At 72.9% G+C, this 18,733-nt stretch carries 16 protein-coding genes and 1 pseudogene; 10 read left to right on the top strand and 7 right to left on the bottom strand.

Going from position 1 to position 18,733, the window contains the following annotated elements:
- Positions 1-36 precede the first annotated feature (36 nt).
- From AB0K67_RS05945 to AB0K67_RS05965, 5 genes and pseudogenes are all read right to left on the bottom strand, one after another.
- A complete protein-coding gene (locus AB0K67_RS05945) occupies positions 37-681 on the bottom strand; it encodes a response regulator transcription factor (protein WP_364053571.1) in 645 nt (214 codons plus the stop codon).
- A complete protein-coding gene (locus AB0K67_RS05950) occupies positions 672-1,124 on the bottom strand; it encodes a histidine kinase (protein ID WP_364053574.1) in 453 nt (150 codons plus the stop codon). Before AB0K67_RS05950 ends, AB0K67_RS05945 begins: the two co-directional genes overlap by 10 nt.
- Positions 1,125-1,216: 92 nt before the next feature.
- Positions 1,217-1,849, bottom strand: a complete 633-nt coding sequence (locus AB0K67_RS05955; protein WP_364053577.1) for a hypothetical protein — start codon at positions 1,847-1,849, stop codon at positions 1,217-1,219.
- Positions 1,846-2,393 (bottom strand): annotated as a pseudogene (locus tag AB0K67_RS05960) (ATP-binding cassette domain-containing protein). The gene AB0K67_RS05955 and the pseudogene AB0K67_RS05960 overlap by 4 nt, the downstream one beginning before the upstream one ends.
- A 144-nt stretch (positions 2,394-2,537) precedes the next feature.
- Positions 2,538-5,411: a response regulator gene (locus AB0K67_RS05965; protein WP_364053580.1), complete on the bottom strand. Its 2,874-nt coding sequence runs from the start codon at positions 5,409-5,411 to the stop codon at positions 2,538-2,540.
- Between the two features lie 155 nt (positions 5,412-5,566).
- On the opposite strand from AB0K67_RS05965, the gene AB0K67_RS05970 reads away from it, so the two are divergent.
- The 6 genes from AB0K67_RS05970 to AB0K67_RS05995 all read left to right on the top strand — a co-directional run bounded on the left by AB0K67_RS05970 (position 5,567) and on the right by AB0K67_RS05995 (position 10,298).
- Positions 5,567-6,253 carry a response regulator gene (locus AB0K67_RS05970; RefSeq protein WP_364053583.1) on the top strand — a complete coding sequence of 229 codons (687 nt, stop codon included), beginning with the start codon at positions 5,567-5,569 and terminating at the stop codon, positions 6,251-6,253.
- A 10-nt stretch (positions 6,254-6,263) separates the two neighbouring features.
- Positions 6,264-7,094 carry a glutamate ABC transporter substrate-binding protein gene (locus AB0K67_RS05975; RefSeq protein ID WP_364053586.1) on the top strand — a complete coding sequence of 277 codons (831 nt, stop codon included), beginning with the start codon at positions 6,264-6,266 and terminating at the stop codon, positions 7,092-7,094.
- A 100-nt stretch (positions 7,095-7,194) separates the two neighbouring features.
- Complete coding sequence (locus AB0K67_RS05980) at positions 7,195-7,938, top strand: amino acid ABC transporter ATP-binding protein (RefSeq protein WP_364053589.1); 744 nt, start codon at positions 7,195-7,197, stop codon at positions 7,936-7,938.
- A gap of 30 nt (positions 7,939-7,968) precedes the next feature.
- Positions 7,969-8,811 (top strand): glutamate ABC transporter substrate-binding protein, encoded by an 843-nt coding sequence (locus AB0K67_RS05985; RefSeq protein WP_364053592.1) that lies wholly within the window; start codon positions 7,969-7,971, stop codon positions 8,809-8,811.
- A 6-nt stretch (positions 8,812-8,817) separates the two neighbouring features.
- Positions 8,818-9,486: an amino acid ABC transporter permease gene (locus tag AB0K67_RS05990; RefSeq protein ID WP_364053595.1), complete on the top strand. Its 669-nt coding sequence runs from the start codon at positions 8,818-8,820 to the stop codon at positions 9,484-9,486.
- Positions 9,483-10,298 (top strand): amino acid ABC transporter permease, encoded by an 816-nt coding sequence (locus AB0K67_RS05995; protein WP_364053598.1) that lies wholly within the window; start codon positions 9,483-9,485, stop codon positions 10,296-10,298. Before AB0K67_RS05990 ends, AB0K67_RS05995 begins: the two co-directional genes overlap by 4 nt.
- Here the strand turns inward: AB0K67_RS05995 and AB0K67_RS06000 are convergent.
- Positions 10,234-11,526 (bottom strand): hypothetical protein, encoded by a 1,293-nt coding sequence (locus AB0K67_RS06000; protein ID WP_364053601.1) that lies wholly within the window; start codon positions 11,524-11,526, stop codon positions 10,234-10,236. The two genes, AB0K67_RS05995 and AB0K67_RS06000, sit on opposite strands and share 65 nt — an antisense overlap.
- 59 nt (positions 11,527-11,585) lie before the next feature.
- On the opposite strand from AB0K67_RS06000, the gene AB0K67_RS06005 reads away from it, so the two are divergent.
- A complete protein-coding gene (locus AB0K67_RS06005) occupies positions 11,586-12,911 on the top strand; it encodes an amidase (protein WP_364053604.1) in 1,326 nt (441 codons plus the stop codon).
- Positions 12,912-13,156: 245 nt separating this feature from the next.
- Here AB0K67_RS06005 and AB0K67_RS06010 read toward each other — a convergent pair whose 3' ends face one another.
- Positions 13,157-13,885, bottom strand: a complete 729-nt coding sequence (locus tag AB0K67_RS06010; RefSeq protein WP_364053607.1) for an SDR family NAD(P)-dependent oxidoreductase — start codon at positions 13,883-13,885, stop codon at positions 13,157-13,159.
- 118 nt (positions 13,886-14,003) lie between these two features.
- Here AB0K67_RS06010 and AB0K67_RS06015 point away from each other — a divergent pair, with 118 nt between their 5' ends.
- The 3 genes from AB0K67_RS06015 to AB0K67_RS06025 all read left to right on the top strand — a co-directional run bounded on the left by AB0K67_RS06015 (position 14,004) and on the right by AB0K67_RS06025 (position 18,519).
- Positions 14,004-15,425, top strand: a complete 1,422-nt coding sequence (locus AB0K67_RS06015) for a tetratricopeptide repeat protein (protein ID WP_364053610.1) — start codon at positions 14,004-14,006, stop codon at positions 15,423-15,425.
- Between the two features lie 10 nt (positions 15,426-15,435).
- On the top strand, positions 15,436-16,260 hold the full coding sequence (locus AB0K67_RS06020; protein WP_364053614.1) for a PIG-L family deacetylase: 825 nt from the start codon (positions 15,436-15,438) through the stop codon (positions 16,258-16,260).
- 786 nt (positions 16,261-17,046) lie between these two features.
- On the top strand, positions 17,047-18,519 hold the full coding sequence (locus tag AB0K67_RS06025; protein ID WP_364053616.1) for a PQQ-dependent sugar dehydrogenase: 1,473 nt from the start codon (positions 17,047-17,049) through the stop codon (positions 18,517-18,519).
- Positions 18,520-18,733 lie beyond the last annotated feature (214 nt).

The following is an 18,733-nucleotide window of genomic DNA, read 5'->3' on the forward strand; positions in this document are numbered from 1 at the left end:
CGTCGCCGCCACGCCGGTCCGGGCGCTGGATCGAGGTCAGGCGTCGAGGTAGCGCAGGATCGCCAGCACGCGGCGGCTGTAGCCGGGGTCGCGGGGCAGGTCGAGCTTCTCCATGATGGCGTTGACGTGCTTCTCCACGGTGCTGAGCGAGACGTGCAGGCGTTCGGCGATGGCGGCGTTGACGAAGCCCTCGGCGAGCAGGCGCAGCACCTCGCTCTCGCGGGGGCTGAGCGTGCTCAGCGGGTCCGTACGGGCGGCGCGGGCCATCAGCCGGCGCACCACCTCGGGGTCGAGTACGGTGCCGCCGGCGCGGACGCGTTCGAGCGAGTCGAGGAACTCGGCCACCTCCGAGACCCGGTCCTTCAGCAGGTAGCCGAGCCCTTCCGCGGGACCGGCCAGGAGGCGGGCGGCGTAGTGCTGCTCGACGTACTGGGACAGGACGAGCGCCCCGACCTCCGGCAGCCGCTCGCGGATCTCCAGGGCCGCCCGCAGGCCGTCGTCCTTGTGCCCCGGCGGCATGCGCACGTCGATGACCGCCACCTCGGGCCGGTGACGCTCGACGGCGCCGAGCAGCGCGGGCGCGTCGCCGACGGCGGCCACCACCTCGTGGCCCGCGTCGTCGAGCAGCCGGGTCAGGCCCTCGCGCAGCAGCACGGAGTCGTCGGCGAGTATCACGCGCACGGCGGCGCCTTCGGCAGCGTGGCGCGCAGGCCCAGCTCGTCGAGCGCGGTCGGGTAGACGCGCCAGGCGACGCTGCGCAGCTCGTCGAGGAGGCGACGCGACTCGGTGTACGCCTGGGCGACCAGCTCGGCCATGCGGTCGTGGTCGCGGGCGTGCCGGGCGCGGCCGAGCAGCATGGCCAGGGCGACGCCGCGCTGCTGCACGCCGTCGTGCAGGTCCCGCTCGATCCGGCGGCGCTCATCGTCCACTGCCTCGACGATGCCGGAACGGGTGGCGGTCAGCTCGGCGATGCGGGCCCGCATCAGCTCCTGGGGTCCTGGGCCCAGGAAGTACGTGGCCAGGCGGCGTTCGAGCGCGGCCATGGCCAGGAGCAGCAGGATGGACACCGCGAGCAGCACCGCGCCGCCGCCTGCGACCGGACCAGACGCCCCAGCACCGGACACGGCTCCCGTCTCGGCTCCGGGCGCGGGTTCCCTCCCGGAGCCGGCACCGGGCGCAGGTTCCCTCCCACAGCCGGCGCCGGACGCGGGAGGGGTCACGCGTCGCGCCGGTGCAGGACGGTCAGGCCCGCCGCCATGGCCGCCGCCGTCCAGGCGAGCAGCCAGGCCAGCCCTTCCCCCGCCGAGTACGGGATCGGCCCTCCGGTCAGGTCGTCGGCGCTGTCCATGAACGCCAGCTCGGCGAACATCGGCATGCGCAGGGACGCCTCGACCGCGAGCCCGGTGCCGGTCATGCTGAGCAGCAGCGGCAGCCCCATGAGCAGCATGAACACCACGGAGAGCGTGCCCGCCGCGCTGCGCATCGCGACACCGACGCCCACGGTCATGACGCCGACGAGCGCGAAGTAGACGCCCGTGCGGAGCAGGTCGAGCGCGACCTCGCCGGGCGGCAGCACGACGAGGTGCCCGAACGCGTCGAGCGACAGCAACGAGGTGGCCGACACCACGGCCTCGCTGGCCGGGATGCGCACTGCGCCGCCCTCGCGTACGGCGTCGGTGGCGTTCGCGCCGGCCAGCGTGGCGGCGGCGAGGACGCCGAGCACGACCGCGCAGGCCAGGCACCACCAGGTGGACCTGACCGACCACGCCTTCACCCATTCCGCGGCGACGGCCTGCGGCAGGGCCCGCGTCACGACGCGCGCCGGCGTCGAAGGTGCGATCCGGCTCATACGCCCGCTCCGTACTCGACGCTGCCGGAGGTCAGCTCCTGGTAGACCTGCTCGAGTGAGGCATGCCTGGTACGCAGCTCGTGCAGGCGGACACCGGCCTCGTACGCGAGGTCGCCGACGCGTTCGACGGTGGCGCCGGTGACCTCCAGCTCGTTCTCCCCGAGGCGCTCGACGGCGAGCCCGGCCGCGCGCAGCCGGTCGGCGAGGTCCCCGGCGTTCCCACCCGCCGCACCGGGATGCCGTTGCTGCGGGCCAGCGCCGTCAGGTGGGCGTGCCCGCTGCGGCCCGGGTGCACGGCGCGCGCGTCGAGCAGCGCCCCGACCGTGCGCAGCGGGTTTTCCATGCGGTGATACGGCAGGCCGCAGACGAGCGCGGTGCCCGCGGTGGGCCGGTCGAGGCCGAGCACCAGGCGCATGGTGGTGGATTTGCCCGCGCCGTTCGGGCCGAGGAAGCCCGTCACCTTGCCCGGCCGCAGCTCCAGCGTCAGATCGTCCACGGCGAGGCGGTCGCCGTAGCGTTTGGTCAAGCCCTGCAAACTGATCACGGCGCTCACGCTAGGAGTGGAGGACGGCGCGGACCATGGGGGCGATCCGCCGACCTCGATGGCGGAAAACCGTAAACGGCGGCGGACCCGGCCTTTCCAAGCGGTGCCGAGCCCGGCCCTCCGGTCTTCCCGAGCGGAGACGGGTCAGGGTGAGCGGACCGCGCCCATCCAGTCCGGGACCTCGTTCAGCAGCGCCTCCAGCTCCTCTAACAGCGCCTCCCCGACCACGCCGCCGGCCCTGGAGATCTCCTCGGCGCGCCGGCACAGCTCGGCCTCCCTGGTGGCGCCGACCGTGGCGCAGGCGCCCTTGAGGCGGTGCGCGAGCGCCGCCGCCTGCGGCCGGTCACCGTCGCGTACGGCCTGGCGCAGCTCCTCGAACGTGCGCGGCGCGGTCGCCAGGTAGGCCCGTGCCACGTCGGCGAGCGCCTCGGCGGAGAGCCCGGCCAGCTCGGGCGGCAGCCCGGCGGAGGCGGTCCACTCGGGGATCCTGGCCAGCACGCGCGCCCAGTCGACGGGCTTGGCGAGGTGGTCGTCCATGCCGGCCTCCAGGCAGCGGATGCGGTCGTCCGGCATGGCGGCGGCGGTCATGGCGATGATCGGGGTGTGGGACTCCTCGCGGCTCCTGATCTCCTCGGTGGCGGCGAGCCCGTCGAGCACGGGCAGCTGGCAGTCCATGAAGACCAGGTCGTAGTCGCCGGCGAGCACGGCGCGCACCGCCTGCTCGCCGTCGTCCACGGTCTCGACCTCGTGCCCGGCCTGGCTGAGGACGAGCATGGCGACCTGGCGGCTGACCTCGTCGTCCTCGGCGACGAGGATGCGCGCGCCGCCGGTCGGCCCGCCGCCGGAAGCGCCGGACCCGCCGGAGGCGCCGCCGGGGTTCTCGGCGGTGCCGAGGGCGTTCTCCACGGCGGCGAGCAGGCGGCGGCGGCTGAGCGGCCGGGTGATCGACTGGACGGCCCGCTCGCCCGCGGGCGCCGGCCAGGCGACGCCCGAGCGGCCGGGGGTGACGACCACGATGACGCTGGTGGCCTGGAGCAGCGGATCGACGAGGATGGCGTGGGCCAGCGAGCGCGGCACGTCGGAGGACTCGCCGTTGTACGGTCCGGCGCTGAGGTCGAGTGCGACGACGGCCAGCTCGTACGGCTCCCCGCTGCCCGCGGCGGCCCGCAGCATGCGCAGGGCGGACTCGACGTCCCTGGTCTCCTCCACGTCGGCGCCCGCCTGGGCGAGGAAGCGGGCGGCCAGCGCGCGGTCCTCGGGCCGCTGGTCGGCGACGAGGGCGCGCCGTCCCTCCAGGGCGGCGGCGCCGGGCTCCGACCAGTCGAGCACGTCCATCGGCAGCGTCGCCCAGAACCGGCTGCCGACGCCCTCCACGCTGTCCAGCCCGATGCGCCCGCCCATCAGCTCGACGAGCTGCCGGCTGATGGCCAGGCCGAGGCCGCTGCCGCCGGTCCTGCGGGTGATCGGGGTGTCCACCTGGCGGAAGACGCCGAACACCTTCTCGCGGTCCTGCGGGCCGACGCCGATGCCGGTGTCGGCCACGGCGAACCTGAGCACCACGCGGTCCTGTCCAGGCTCGCCTTCGTCGAGCGTGACGTGCAGGTCGACGCCGCCTTGGACGGTGAACTTGAGGGCGTTGCCGACGAGGTTCGTCAGCACCTGGCGCAGCCGGGCGGGGTCGCCCACGACCTGTCTGGGGACGTTCTCGTCGAGCCGGAGCGTGAGCCACAGGCCCTGCTCGTAGGCGTGCGGCGCGAACGGCGCCACGACCTCGTCGCACAGGCGCGGCAGGTCGAACGGCACGGCCTCCACCTGGAGGTGGCCCGCCTCGATGCGCGACAGGTCGAGGAAGTCGTCGAGCAGGCGCAGCACGTTCTGTGCGGCCTCCTGGGCGGTGGTGGCGTAGTAGCGCTGCTCGTCGTCCAGGCGGGTGTTCATGAGCAGCGAGTTCATGCCGAGCACGCCGTTGATGGGGGTGCGGATCTCGTGGCTGATCTTGGCGACGAACTCGGACTTCGCGTTGGACGCGTCGAGCGCCTCGTCGCGGGCGGCGGCCAGCTCGGCGGCGTACCTGGCGAGCGTGGCCTGGGCGCGGCGGCGGCCGCGGGTGCTGTGGATCTGCAGGCCGAGGCCGATGAGGATGAGCAGGGCGAGCAGGGCGGCGACGGTGAGCACGTTCGTGCGCACCCGTTCGGCGGAGGCCAGCGCCTCGGCGGCGAGCACCTCGGCGGTGACCGTCCAGCCGATGCTCGGGATGGGCTCGGACGCCGACAGCACGACGCCGTCGATGCCCTTGTACTCGCCGCTCCACGCCTGCCCGTTGAGCGCGTTGTCCACGCGCGGGTCCTCGCGCAGGGAGGTCAGGGCGTTGATCTTCTTGCTGGGGTCGTCGGCGACGAGCACGCCGGCCTTGTCGGTGATGAGCAGCCGGATGTCCTGCGCGTCGGCGGCCTTCTCGGCGAACTGCTGGATCGCGTCGAGGCTGTAGACGACGGCGAGCATGCCGACCATGCCCACGCCGTCGGCGGAGGGGATGGGCGCGGCCACGGCGACGGCTCTGGAGACGTCGCGCATGGTCGGCGTGTACGCCTGCGAGACGTAGGCGGCCCGCTGGTCGCGCACGGCGCGGTACCAGTCGGTGCTGGCGGTGTCCTGGGGCAGCACGACGGGCGGCTCGACGCCGATCGTCTGCCCCTCCGGCGAGATCATGACGACGCCGCTGACGCCGTCGCGCATGCGCTTCAGCTCGGCCAGCCAGCCGGCCAATGTGCCGGGCTCGGTCCTCTTGACGGCCTGGCGTACCTCGGGCCGCTGGGCGAAGGCGGTGACGAGCTGCTTGAGCGAGTCCATCTGCTGTTCGACCACGACCCGGCTGACCGAGGCCGTGGTCTTGACGCGGTCGCTCACCTCGTCTCTGACCGCGCCCTCCGACAGCGAGATGCTGGACGAAGTGAGCAGCGCCAGCGGCAGCAGGCCGAGCAACGTCCACAGGGCCGTCACCGCGAGCAACCATCGCACGGGCGTCCGTCCCTCCCCCCTCTCGTTGGGGTACAGAGTAGGAGGGTTCCGGTGTTCGCGCCGGTTCCCGATGAACAGAACGAGCAAAAGTCGATCTTTTTCGGCAAAACCCGCCTAAGCTGCATTGATCGACCAGTTAGACGAGGAGCGTGGCGATGCCTGAGCTCAGGGACATCACCGTACTCATCGTGGACGACGACCCCGTGGTGACCGCCGCACTGCACGCCCAGGTCAACCGGGTACTGGGGTTCAGGGTCGTGGGGATCGCCCATACAGGTCACGCCGCTCTGGCCGCCGCCGCCCGCTTCGCGCCGCGTCTCGTCCTGCTCGATCTTCACCTTCCGGATATGCCCGGCTTAGAGGTGGCTCATCGCCTGCGCAGGCCCGAGCAGCCCCCTGCCGACGTGATCGTCATCTCCGGCCGCAAGGAGTCGGCCACCGTGCGCGCCGCGATCCAGCGCGGCGCGCTCTACTACCTGGTCAAACCCACGCGGGCGGGCACCTTGGAGCAGACCCTGCTGCGGTACGCCGCCACCCTGGAGCAGCTCGAGTCCGGCGACAGCTTCGCCGAGCAGCAGGAGATCGACCGGATCTTCCGCTCGATGCACCTCGACTCCGCCTCCCGGCCCAAGAGCATCTCCCCCGCCACCGAGCAGGCCGTGCTCGACGCCCTGGCGGAGGTCGAGGAGGACGCCTCGGCGCACGAGCTGGCCGGCATGATCGGGGTCAGCCGCGCCACCGCCCGCCGCTACCTGGAGCACCTGGCCGATCGCGGGCTGGTCGAGGGCCGCCCGAGGTACGGACCGACAGGGCGGCCGCAGCACCGGTACCGCGTCCGATGAGGGAGGACCGGTGAAAGGGTTGCGGGCCTTACTCGCGGCGGTGCTCATCTGCCTGGCGCCGGCGGGCTGCGGCGAGCCGGACCCCTTCCCCGAGGACTCGACGATGGCGCGCATCAGGGAGCGCGGCGTGCTCACCGTCGGCATCAAGTTCGACCAGCCGATGTTCGGCTACAAGGACCCGGTGAGCGGGCGCATCACCGGCTTCGACGCGGAGATCGCCAGGCTCATCGCCAAGGACCTGACGGGCAGCGAGCGCAACATCCGCTTCGTGGAGACGGTCTCGCGCGAACGGGAGAACTTCATCACCCAGGGGCTGGTGGACCTGGTGGTGGCGACGTACTCGATCACGCCGGAGCGGGCCAAGGTGGTGTCGTTCACCGACCCGTACTACTACGCCGGGCAGGACCTGCTGGTCAGGGTGGGCGACACGACGATCAACGGCGTCGAGGACCTGAAGGGCAAGACCGTCTGCACGGCCAAGGGCTCCACGTCGGTCGATCGGCTGCGCTCGACCGTGCCCACGGCGCACCTGGAGATCGTGGACGCCTACAGCATCTGCGTGCCCGCGCTGATCTCGGGGCGGGTGGACGTGGTGAGCACCGACGACACGATCCTGCTCGGTCTGCTGGCCCAGCATCCCGACACGCTGCGGCTGGTCGGCAAGCCGTTCGGGCGCGAGCCGTACGGGATCGGCATCCGCAAGGGGGACGCGGTGTTCCGCGACTACCTCAACGGGCTGATCGCGCGCTGGTTGCGCGACGGGCAGTGGGACCGCGCGTTCGTCGCCACGATCGGGGTCACCGGCACCACGTCCGCCTCGTCGCGACCGGCCAACCCCTGAATTAAACGATCAGAAGGATCTAAACGATCATAAGTCGCTTCGCGGCGGGTCCCGCTTCTTACGGTTACGCCAACGCCGACCGAGACAAGGAGCGTGACGCATGAGCCACGCGGACCTGATCGTGCTGGACCGGGTGAACAAGCGCTTCGGTGACCATCACGTGCTCAGGGACGTCAGCCTGACCGTGCGGCAGGGCGAGGTCGTGGTGATCATCGGGCCGTCCGGGGCGGGCAAGTCCACCCTGTGCCGGGCGATCAACCGGCTGGAGACCATCGACTCCGGCACGATCACCCTGGACGGCGTGCCGCTGCCGGCCGAGGGCAAGGCGCTGGCCCGGCTGCGGGCCGAGGTCGGCATGGTGTTCCAGTCGTTCAACCTCTTCGCGCACAAGACCGTCCTGGAGAACGTCGTCCTCGGGCAGGTGCACGTGCTGAAGCGGCCGAAGGACGAGGCCGTGCGCAGGGCCCGCGAACTGCTCGACCGGGTCGGCATCGGCGGCCAGGCGGACAAGTACCCGGCGCAGCTGTCCGGCGGGCAGCAGCAGCGGGTCGCCATCGCCAGGGCGCTGGCCATGGACCCGAAGGCGATCCTGTTCGACGAGCCCACTTCGGCCCTCGACCCGGAGATGGTCAACGAGGTGCTGGAGGTCATGACGGCGCTGGCCCGCGAGGGCATGACCATGGTCGTCGTCACCCACGAGATGGGCTTCGCCCGCCGCGCCGCCGACCGGGTCGTGTTCATGGCGGACGGCCAGATCGTCGAGCAGGACACCCCCGCCGCCTTCTTCGGCGCGCCGAGCAGCGACCGCGCCCAGAACTTCCTCGCCAAGATCCTCACCCACTGACCGACCGCAGAGACCTCCTGAGGAGTCGTCATGTCCCGCATATCGCTACTCACCGTGATCGCCTCGACGCTGACCGTGGCAGCCGCCGCGTCCGGGTGCGGCGCCGACAGCCACGCCTCCACCGCGTCCATCGTGGACAAGGCCAAGAACGACAAGAAGCTGGTCATCGGCGTGAAGGCCGACCAGCCGGGGCTCGGGCTGCGCACCCCCGACGGGAAGTTCACCGGCTTCGACATCGAGGTCGCCAAGTATGTGGCCAAGCAGCTCGGCGTCGAGGAGAAGGACATCACGTTCAAGGAGACCGTGTCGGCCAACCGGGAGGCGTTCATCGAGCAGGGCCAGGTGGACATGGTGGTGGCCACGTACTCCATCACCGACGCGCGCAAGCAGAAGGTCTCCTTCGCCGGGCCGTACTTCGTGGCCGGGCAGGACCTGCTGGTCAGGGCCGACGACACCGAGCTGACCGGGCCCGAGGCGCTCAACGGCAAGAAGCTCTGCTCGGTCGCCGGCTCGACCCCGGCGCAGAAGGTCAAGGCGGAGTACGCCAAGGAGGTGCAGCTGCAGGAGGAGCGCACGTACTCGGCGTGCGTGGACCGGGTGCTCGGCGGCCAGCTCGACGCGATCACCACCGACAACGTCATCCTGGCCGGCTACGCCGCGCAGCACGCCGGCAAGCTCAAGGTCGTCGGCAAGCCGTTCAGCACCGAGAAGTACGGCATCGGGCTGAAGAAGGACGACGCCGCCGGGCGCAAGGCGATCAACGACGCGCTGGAGAAGATGTTCTCCGACGGGAGCTGGACCAAGGCGCTGCAGGACAGCGTGGGCGCCTCCGGCTTCGCGCTGCCCCAGGCCCCGCAGCTCGAGCGGTACTGAGGCGCCATGGAAGCGCTGCTGACCGAGGGCGGCACGATCATCGCCGCCTTCTGGATGACGGTGCGGCTGACGGCGGTCAGCGCGCTCGGCTCGCTGGTGCTGGGCACGCTGCTGACCGCCATGCGGGTGGCGCCGCTGGGCGCGCTGCGCGCCACCGCCACCGCGTACGTGACCGTGGCCCGCAACACCCCGCTCACGCTCGTGCTGCTCTTCACCGGCCTCGGGGTGGGCGCGAACCTGGGCCTTGAGCTGTCCGACGACATCGCCACCAACAACTTCTGGCTCGCCGTCATCGGGCTGACCGCCTACACCTCGGCGTTCGTGTGCGAGGCGCTGCGCTCGGGGCTCAACACGGTGCCGGTGGGGCAGGCGGAGGCGGCCCGCGCGCTGGGCCTGGGCTTCGCCAGGACGCTGGCACTGATCACGCTGCCGCAGGCGTTCCGCGCGGTGGTGGCACCGCTCGGCAGCATCCTCATCGCGCTCACCAAGAACACCACGATCGCGCTGGTGGTGGGCGTGGCCGAGGCGTCGGTGCGGATGCGCGAGATGATCGAGACGTACGGAGACCAGGTGATCGAGATCTTCCTCGGCTTCGCGGCCGGGTTCGTGCTGCTCTGCCTGCCGATGGGGCTCGCGTTCGGCTGGCTGTCGCGGCGGCTGGCGGTGGCCCGATGAGCGTCTGCACCACCCTGTACGAGCCTCCGGGCCCGCGCGGCGTGCGCCGCAACCGGGTGCTGACCGTGCTCGTCGTGCTGGCGCTGCTCGCCGTGGCCGCCTTCGTGTACGCCCGCTTCGACGCCAAGGGCCAGTGGGCCGCCGAGAAGTGGACGCCGCTGCTGCGCGCCGACGTCTGGGCCACGTTCATCCTGCCCGGCCTGGCGGGGACGCTCGCGGCGGCCGTGGCGGGCGTGGTGCTGGCCGGGCTGTTCGGGCTGGTCTTCGCCACCGCGCGGCTGTCGGACCACCGGTGGGTGCGGATCCCGGCGGCGGTGGTGGTGGAGTTCTTCAGGTCCGTGCCGCTGCTGCTGCTGATCTTCTTCGCGTTCTTCGGCTCGTACGTGCTCATCGGCGTGAACATCTCGGCCTTCGCCGCCGTGCTGTTCGGCCTCACCCTCTACAACGGCTCGGTGATCGCCGAGATCATCCGCGCCGGGGTGCTGAGCCTGCCGAAGGGGCAGCGGGAGGCGGCGTACGCGGTGGGCATGCGCAAGGGGCAGGTGATGCGGCTCGTGCTGCTGCCCCAGGCGGTCAAGGCCATGCTGCCCGCGTTGATCAGCCAGTTCGTGGTGCTGCTGAAGGACTCGGCGCTGGGACTGATCGTCGGCTACGACGAGCTGGTGGACCGGGGGCTGAACGGCATCGCGGCGAACTTCTCGAACGTGATCCAGGCGGCCGTGCTCATCGCGGCCATCTTCATCGCGATCAACATGGCGCTGGACCGGCTGGCCGCCCGGCTGGGCGCGAGCGCCCGCGCACGGCCCGCGTGATCGCGGGCAGCCAGGGCGCGAGACCGATCAGCGCGAGCAGCGCGAGCAGCGGCAGCCGCCACCACCAGCCGACCGTCGCGGGTGGGGTGGCGGGCGGTGGCGAGACCCAGGGGCGGGCGGTCTTGGACCAGGCGAGGAAGGCGTCGCCGATGGGGAGCAGGCCGAAGGCGTACCGCTTGGTCCAGGGCGTGCCGATCGGCAGCCCGGCCAGCTCCCCGTAGTTGGCCAGCGCCCCGGCGAGCGCGGCGTCGCCCTGGGCCTGTGCCGCACCGAGGGCGACCGCGGTGGCCGACAGGCTCACGCCCAGCGGGAGCGGCCCGGAGTCCACGTCGGCGGGGCCGTCCATGCCGTGCGGGTACTCGCGGACGGCCGGTCCGAGGCCCAGCGGGGCGGCGACGTACAGCTCGCGGAAGCGGGCGTACTGGGCGGCGGCGAAGGCCGGGTCGATGTCCACGAGGAAGCGCAGGATGAGGCTCTGCGAGCTGCCGCGCGCCACTCCTTCTGGCTCGCCGGTGTCCGCCGCGACGACGTGCGGGATCAGGCCGGTACGCGGGTCGAGCCGCTCGCGTACCCGCTCCAGCCAGCGGGCGACGGTGCCCGCGTGGCGCGGCTCGCCGGTCAGCGCGTCGTGCAGCCGCAGCGAGGCGACCGCGACCGTCGAGTCCACCGGCCACGCCTGCCCGGGGTACGCCTCCAGGAACGGCGAGCGCGCCGCGTCGAACGCGCGCGCCAGGGCGGCCGAGTCCTCGGTGAAGCGGCGCAGCTCGGCCGGGTCGCGCCGCCCGTCCTGTTGCAGGCTCAGCACGCCGCCGAGCAGCCAGTTGCCCCAGCCCCGGTAGAAGACGCCGAACGGCGGATCGAGCGACCGGTCGAACGGGGCCCTGCCGCCTGGGCCGTCCAGCCGGGCCAGCGCCCACCTCGCCTCGCGCAGCGCCGCCGCCCGCTCGTCCGGCCGGCGGTGGCCGAGCTCGACCCAGGCCAGGCCGTACAGGACGTGCAGGAAGAAGTAGCCTTCGGGGAAGAGCGCCTGCGCCTCGTCTCCGGCGCCCGCGTCCAGCTCGGCGCGCAGGAACGTGAGCTGCCGCCGCACCCCCGGCGGCTCGCCGTCGGCGGCGGTGGCGGGCGCGATCAGGCGTACGGCTCCGAGCAGCGCGCACAGGCCGACCACGACGGCGGCCGCCCGCCGCGCTGCGCGCCTGACGGACCGGAGGGACAGGGCTGCGGGCATCGGGCCGATCGTAGTGGCGGGGGTCGATCTGGATGGCAGGAAATGTGTAGAAAGATGCCATGCCCATTCCCCCCGGCCCCTTCATAGGCCGCACTCTCGCCCGGCTCGCCCAGGACCTCCGCGACGGCCGTACCACCTCGACCGACCTGACCGAGCAGGCGCTCGGCGCCGCCGCCGCGCTCGACCCTGCGCTGAACGCGTTCGTCACCGTGGACGGCACCGGCGCGCTGGAGGCGGCCAAGGCGTCCGACGACGAGCTGGCCGCGGGCCGGGACCGGGGGCCGCTGCACGGGATCCCGGTCGCGGTCAAAGACCTGATCGAGGTGGCCGGACTGCCCGCCACCATGGGCTCCCGGCACTTCACCGGCTACGTCCCCGGCCGCGACGCCGCCTGCGTGGCCCGGCTGCGGGAGGCCGGGGCGGTGATCGTGGGCAAGACGACCACCCACGAGTTCGCCTACGGCCCCACCGGCGACCGCTCGGCGAACGGCGCCTCGCGCAACCCGCACGACACCGGCCGCATGTCGGGCGGCTCCAGCGGGGGCAGCGGCGCCGCCGTGGCGGCGGGCATCGTGCCACTGGCGCTCGGCACCGACACGGGCGGGTCCGTCCGCATCCCGTCCGCTCTGTGCGGGGTCGCCGGGTTCAAGCCCGCGTACGACGCCATCTCCGCCGACGGCGTGTTCCCGCTGTCGCGCTCGCTCGACCACGTCGGCGTGCTGGCGGGCGACGCGGACAGCTGCCTGACCGCCTACCGCTGCCTGACCGGGGACGAGGTGCCCGAGCGGGCGGAGGACGCCCGGGTGGCGTGGCTGGACGCGAGCGACCTGTTCGCGGGCGACCCCGAGGTGGTCGCGGTCGCCCGCGCGGCGGCCGGCTCGGCGGGTGAGCCGCCCGAGATACGGCTGCCCGAGGGGTTCGCCGAGGAGGTGCTGCGCACGTACCGGACGATCCAGTCGTGCGAGGCGGTCGCCGTGCACGCCGAGCGGATGGAGCGGGCGCCCGAGCTGTTCGGCGAGGAGGTCCTGGAACGGCTGCGCGGCGCAGCGCAGGTGCCCGGATGGCGCTACGTGCGCGCCGTGCAGGACCGCGAGCGGCTGATCGCCGCCGCGGGCGCGCTGTTCGAGCACCACGACGTGCTCGCCCTGCCGACGGCGGCGATCACCGCCCCGCCGATCGACCGGCGTGAGGTGGCTCTCGGAAGCGAGACCGTGCCCGTAGGGGTCGCGCTGCTCTCGCTGACCTGCCCCTGGAACGTGCTGCGCTTCCCCGCGCTGACCGTCCCCGCGGGCACGGTCGCCGGACTGCCGGTCGGCCTGCAGCTCGTCTCCCGGCCCGGCGACGAGGCCCTCCTCTTCTCGGCCGCCCGCCGTCTCACCGCCTGAGGTCCGGGGAACCGGCGGCCTTCGAGGACGCCGGCGTCGAGGCCCGTGTCGCTGAAGGCCGTCGCGGAGGGCGGCGGGTCGTTCTTCGCCTCCGGCGTGGACCCGGGCTGGGCCAACGACGTGCTGGAGGCCGCCGACGAGGGCGGCAAGCCATCGGCCTTTCAGCGGCCTGGCCGGTCTCCGCGCCGCCGGGCGCGGAGACCGAACAAGCCGACCGGCCCGTCATGCGCGCGCCGGCGCGGCGCTCACCTCGGGTGGGCGCCGCCGTCCACGCTGAGCACCTGGTTCGTCAGGTAGCCGTTGCGCAGGACGGCCATGCACAGGTCGGCCACCTCCTCGGGCCGCCCGAACCGCCCCACCGGCAGCGCACCGGGCCTCGCACCCGGCGGGAGCATGGCGGTGTCCTCGATGAGCGCGGGCGCCACCGCGTTCACCGTCACCCCATCCGCCGCCACGCGCGGCGCCAGGAAGTGCACCAGGCCGTGCAGCCCCGCCTTGGACGCCGCGTAGTGCGGCCCCACGATCCCGCCCGTGAACCCGGCCACCGACGACATGAACAGCACCCGCCCGAACCCGCGCTCCACCATCCCCGGCAGCGCCGCCTGGGCGAGCAGGAACGGCGCGCGCAGGTTCACCGCCATCGTGCGCTCCCACGTCTCCAGGCCGACCTCGGCGTAGCCGAGCGGCTCGGCGTATCCGGCGTTGGCGATGAGCAGGTCCACCGGGCCCAGCTCACCGGCGGCGGTGTCGAGCAGGGCGCGGGGCGCGTCGGGGTCGGCCATGTCACCGGGCAGCGCCAGCGCGGGCACCCCGGCGGCCACCGACTCCGCGACGAGCTGCCCGGCCTCTGCGGCGCGGCCGCCGTACGCGAAGACCGTGCGCACCCCGGCGGCGATGAGGCGGCGTCCGATCGCCTGCCCGACGCCGCCGGACGCCCCGGTGAGCAGCGCCACCCGCCCGTCAAGATCCTCCATGTCCCCTCCAGCCCCGTGATCACCGTTATCCCTCACTTCGTGCCCACCCGCCGTACGCGGCACGCGGCACGACCAAGCGAGCCGTGCCCGCGGCGGATCCGCTGGTTACAGTGAGGCCGTGAGCCACGATCGGCACGGCCTGGCCATGACGGGCGCAAGCACGGCGGCGGTACGCCACTACGACCAGGCGATCGACGAGCTGCTGCACTTCAGGGCCGAAGTGGACGCCGAGGCGAACGCCGCCGTCGCCGAGTCGCCCGGCTTCCCGATGGGCAACGTCCTGGTGGCCTATCTCGGGCTGCTGACCACCGAGGTGGAGGACGCGCGGACGGCGCGGGCCAGGTTCGCGGCGTTCCAGCGCAGGACGGAGGGCGCCGAGTTGCTGCCCCGCGAGCGGGCGCACGTCGCGGCGGTGCGGGCGCTGCTCGACGGCGACTTCCTCACCTGCGGGTCGCTGCTCGCCGAGCTGACCGCCGCGTACCCGCGCGACGCGCTGGCGCTCGCGGTCGGACACCAGATCGACTTCTTCACCGGCGACGCGCGCATGCTGCGCGACCGCGTCGGCGGCGCGCTCACCGCCTGGCCGGAGGACGACCCGCACTTCGGTCACCTGCTCGGCATGTACGCGTTCGGGCTGGAGGAGACCGGGCACCACGACCGGTCGGAGGAGGCCGGGCTGCGGGCGGTCGAGCTGAACCCGCGCGACGTGTGGGCGATCCACGCGGTGGTGCACACGTACGAGGAGCAGGGCCGCTTCGGCAAGGGCCTGCGCTACCTCGACGCCCGGCTGCCCGACTGGTCCGCCGGGACGTTCTTCAACGTGCACACCTGGTGGCATTACTGCCTGTACGCGCTGGAGAGCGGCGACCTGGCGCGGGTGCTGGCGATCTACGACTCGGTGCTCGCCGACGGGCAGTCGTGCCTGGAGCTGCTGGACGCCGCCGCGCTGCTGTGGCGGCTGCACTTGGAGGGCTCCGACCAGCACGAGCGGTGGCGGGCGCTGGCCGACCGGTGGCCGGCGCGGGTGGCCGAGCCGTTCTACTCGTTCAACGACATGCACGCGGTGATGTCGTACGTGGGCGCCGGGCGGATCGGCGAGGCGGAGAAGCTGGTCGCCGAGCGGGAGGCGTACGTGGCGCGGCCCCTGCCCGGAGTCACCAACCACGGCATGACACTGCGGGTGGGCCTGCCGGTGTGCAAGGCGATCGTGGCGTTCGGGCGGGGCGACTACGACGCGGTGGTGGACCTGCTCTATCCGATCAGGCACCGGATCGCCGAGTTCGGCGGCAGCCACGCGCAGCGCGACGCCGTGCAGCGCACGCTGCTGGAGGCCGCCCTGCGGGCCGGGCGGCACCACCTGGCCAGGGTGCTGGTGAGCGAGCGGATCAGCCTGCGGCCGTGCAGCCCGTACAACTGGCTCAAACAGGCGGCGCTGGCCGACGCGCTCGGCGACGGCGCGGCGGCGGCCGTGGCCCGGGTCCGCGCCGATGACCTCGCGCGCGGCGGCGGGGCCGGCGAGAATGTCGGTGCCGTCGAGTAGCTTGCAGGGCATGGAACGGCAACTCACCCTCATGGTCGTGCACGCCCACCCCGACGACGAGTGCCTCAGCACCGGCGGCGTCCTCGCCCGCTATTCCGACGAGGGCATCCGCACGGTCCTGGTCACCTGCACCAACGGCGAGCAGGGCGACGGCGAGGGCGGCGTCAAGCCCGGCGACCCCGGCCACGACGACGCCGCGGTGGCCAGACAGCGGCTCGGCGAGCTGCGCGAGTCGGTCGCCCACCTCGGCGTCGAGCACCTCGAGCTGCTGGGCTACCGCGACTCCGGCATGCAGGGCTGGGCGGCCAATTCTCATCCCGAGGCGTTCGCCAACGTGCCGCTGGAGGCGTCGGCCGGGCGGCTCGCCGAGCTGATGGAGCGCTACCGGCCACAGGTCGTGGTGACGTACGACGAGACGGGCGGCGGCGGTTACGGCCACCCCGACCACGTGCGCGCCCACCAGATCACGATGGCCGCCGCCGAGCACACCGGCATTCCCGACAAGCTCTATCACACCGCCATCCCCCGGGCCGCGATCAAGCGCATGTTCGAGCTGATGCGCGCGCACGGCATCGACCTCGGCGGCGAAGTCCCCTCCGACGACTTCGGCACCCCTGACGAGAAGGTCACCACCATCGTCGACGTCTCCGCCTACACCGAGCGCAAGCTCAAGGCGCTGCAGGCGCACGAGAGCCAGGGGGAGAACATCTTCTTCCTGCGCATGCCGGAGGAGGCGCAGCAGCAGGCGTTCTCGCACGAGGCGTTCGAGCGCGTGCTGTGCAAGGTCGACGCGCCCGCCCGCGAGGACGACCTGTTCGCCGGCCTGCGCTCGTAGGCGTGCGGGGCGGCACCGGAGATCGCAGGTGTGCGGGCGGCACCCGAAACCTGAGGGTGGTGGGCGTCAGCGCCAAGTTCGCACGACTGCGGCCGAGGCCGCAGGTGCGGGTGCGGGTGCCGGCGTTGAGTGTGCGCGGCCAGGGCCGAAACCGGAGGTGTGCGGGCGACGCCCGTAACGCGGCGCGGCGCTCGGCACAAGCCGCCGCTGACGCCCGCTGCCCCTCACACGGCGACGGCCCCTCCCCCGCGCCCTCCGACTCCCCCGGCCCCTTCACGACCACCACCGGTGCCTGGGTGCCGGGTGAGGCAGCCGGGCCACCGGGCGAGGCGCCCGGTCCGCTCGGTGGGGCGTCCGAAGCGGCTGGCGAGGCGGTGGGGCTGCGGGGATGGGGCCGCTGGGTGAGGCACCAGGCGAGGCGGCCGGAGCGCTGCGCGAGGCCGCCCGATGCGGGGAAGTCAGCCGGGGCACTACGCGCGACGGCCCAGGGGCACTGGGCGAAACAGCCGGAGCGCTACGTGAAACGTCTGGGGCGCTGCGCGAGGCCGCCGGACGCGGAGGGAGCCGAGCGCGGAGGGAGACAGCTAGGGCACTACGCGAGACCGGCCAAGGGCGTCGGGCGAAGCAGCCGGAGCGTTGCGTGAAACGGCCGGGGTGAAAGTTTCATCGGCGAACGGCTGTCTTTGCAGCTTGTGCGGAGCCCTGAAGTCGCGGTGATGGTGATCGGCCACACCGCCGCCTACAGTGCTGACAAACGCACCCGGAGATCTGGTCAAGGAGCCTGTCATGCGCGCCCGCCTCATCCCGGTCCTCGCCTTCGCCCTCCTGACCCTCGGCCTCGGCGCGCCACCGGCCGGCGCACAGACTGCTGAGCCGGAGGCGGCGCAGGGCACCGCGCTGGGGGTCGCGAAGAGGGCCGAACGGGACACGGCGCGCGAGGCCGAGCCGGGGGCCGCTCAGAACGGGTTCGACTTCTCGCGGGCGGAGGTGTCGGTCACCGGGCTGCAGGTGCCGTGGGGGCTGGCGTTCCTGCCCGACGGCAGCGCGCTGGTGTCCGAGCGCAGCACCGGCCGCATCATGCAGGTACGCCCGGGGCAGACGCCGACGCCGGTGGCGACGATCAGCGGGGTGCGGGCCTCTGGCGAGAGCGGCCTGCTGGGCATCGCGGTCTCGCCGGCGTACGCGCAGGACGGCTGGGTGTACGCGTACTTCACCAGCACCGCCGGCGACAACCGCCTGGTCAGGCTGAAGCTTTCTGCCCCGCAGACGCAAGAGGTGCTTTTCTCCGGGGTGCCGAGCGGGACGATCCACGACGGCGGCCGCATCGCGTTCGGCCCGGACGGCATGCTGTACATCGCCACCGGCGACGCCGGCAACACCTCCAACGCGCAGAACCTGAACAGCCCGGCCGGCAAGATCCTGCGCATGACGCCCGAGGGCGGTGTCCCCGACGGCAACCCGTTCCCCGGTTCGCGGGTGTGGAGCTACGGCCACCGCAACGTCCAGGGCCTGGCGTGGGACGACGAAGGCCGGATGTACGCGAGCGAGTTCGGCCAGAACACGTGGGACGAGGTCAACCAGATCGTCGCGGGCGGCAACTACGGCTGGCCGGTGTGCGAGGGCAGGTGCGGCAACTCCTCCTACCGCGACCCGATCGTCACATGGTCCACCGCCGAGGCGTCGCCCAGCGGCCTGACCTACGCCGACGGCGCCCTCTACGTGGCGGCGCTGCGCGGGCAGCGGCTCTGGACGATCCCGCTGAACGCCGGCACGCCGGGCACGCCGGTGGCGGAGCTGCGCTCGTCGTACGGCCGGTTGCGCGCGGTCGCGGCGGGCCCGGACGGCCACCTCTGGGTGGCGACCAGCAACCGCGACGGTCGCGGCGCCCCGGTGGCGCAGGACGATCGCATCATCCGCATCCCGCCCGCGACGGACGGTGGCGGCGAGCCGTCCGGCACCTGCACGGCGACGGCCACCACGCAGACGCAGTGGAGCACCGGCTACGTGATTCAGCCGGTGACCGTCGCCAACACCGGCACCGCGCCGCAGAACGGCTGGACGGTGACGTTCACGCTGCCCGACGGCCACGCGGTGACGGGCTCGTGGAACGCGACCCTGACCGTCTCCGGCCAGACGGTCACGGCCAGGAACACCGCGCACAACGGCACGCTCGCGGCCGGCCAGAGCACCACGTTCGGCTTCCAAGCCACCCGCCCCTCCGGCGACACCAGCGTCCCCTCTGGCTACCAGTGCTCCTGAGCTGAGCCGCAGAGGGTAAGCCCGGCCAAGCGGACCCTGGCAACCGGCTCCTTCGAGCTGACCGCGCAGGCCGTCATCGTCGCGAGCGGCGGCATCGGCGGCGACCTCGACCTCGTCCGGCGGTCCTGGCCGCAGCGGCAACGAACGCCCCGGCACCGAAAGGGGGGAACGAGGTGGGACCCGTCGGACGGCCAGGCGGCCAGGCGGGCAAGCG

It is taken from the genome of Nonomuraea sp. NPDC052634, assembly GCF_040678535.1.
Taxonomy (GTDB): Bacteria; Actinomycetota; Actinomycetes; order Streptosporangiales; family Streptosporangiaceae; genus Nonomuraea; species Nonomuraea fastidiosa.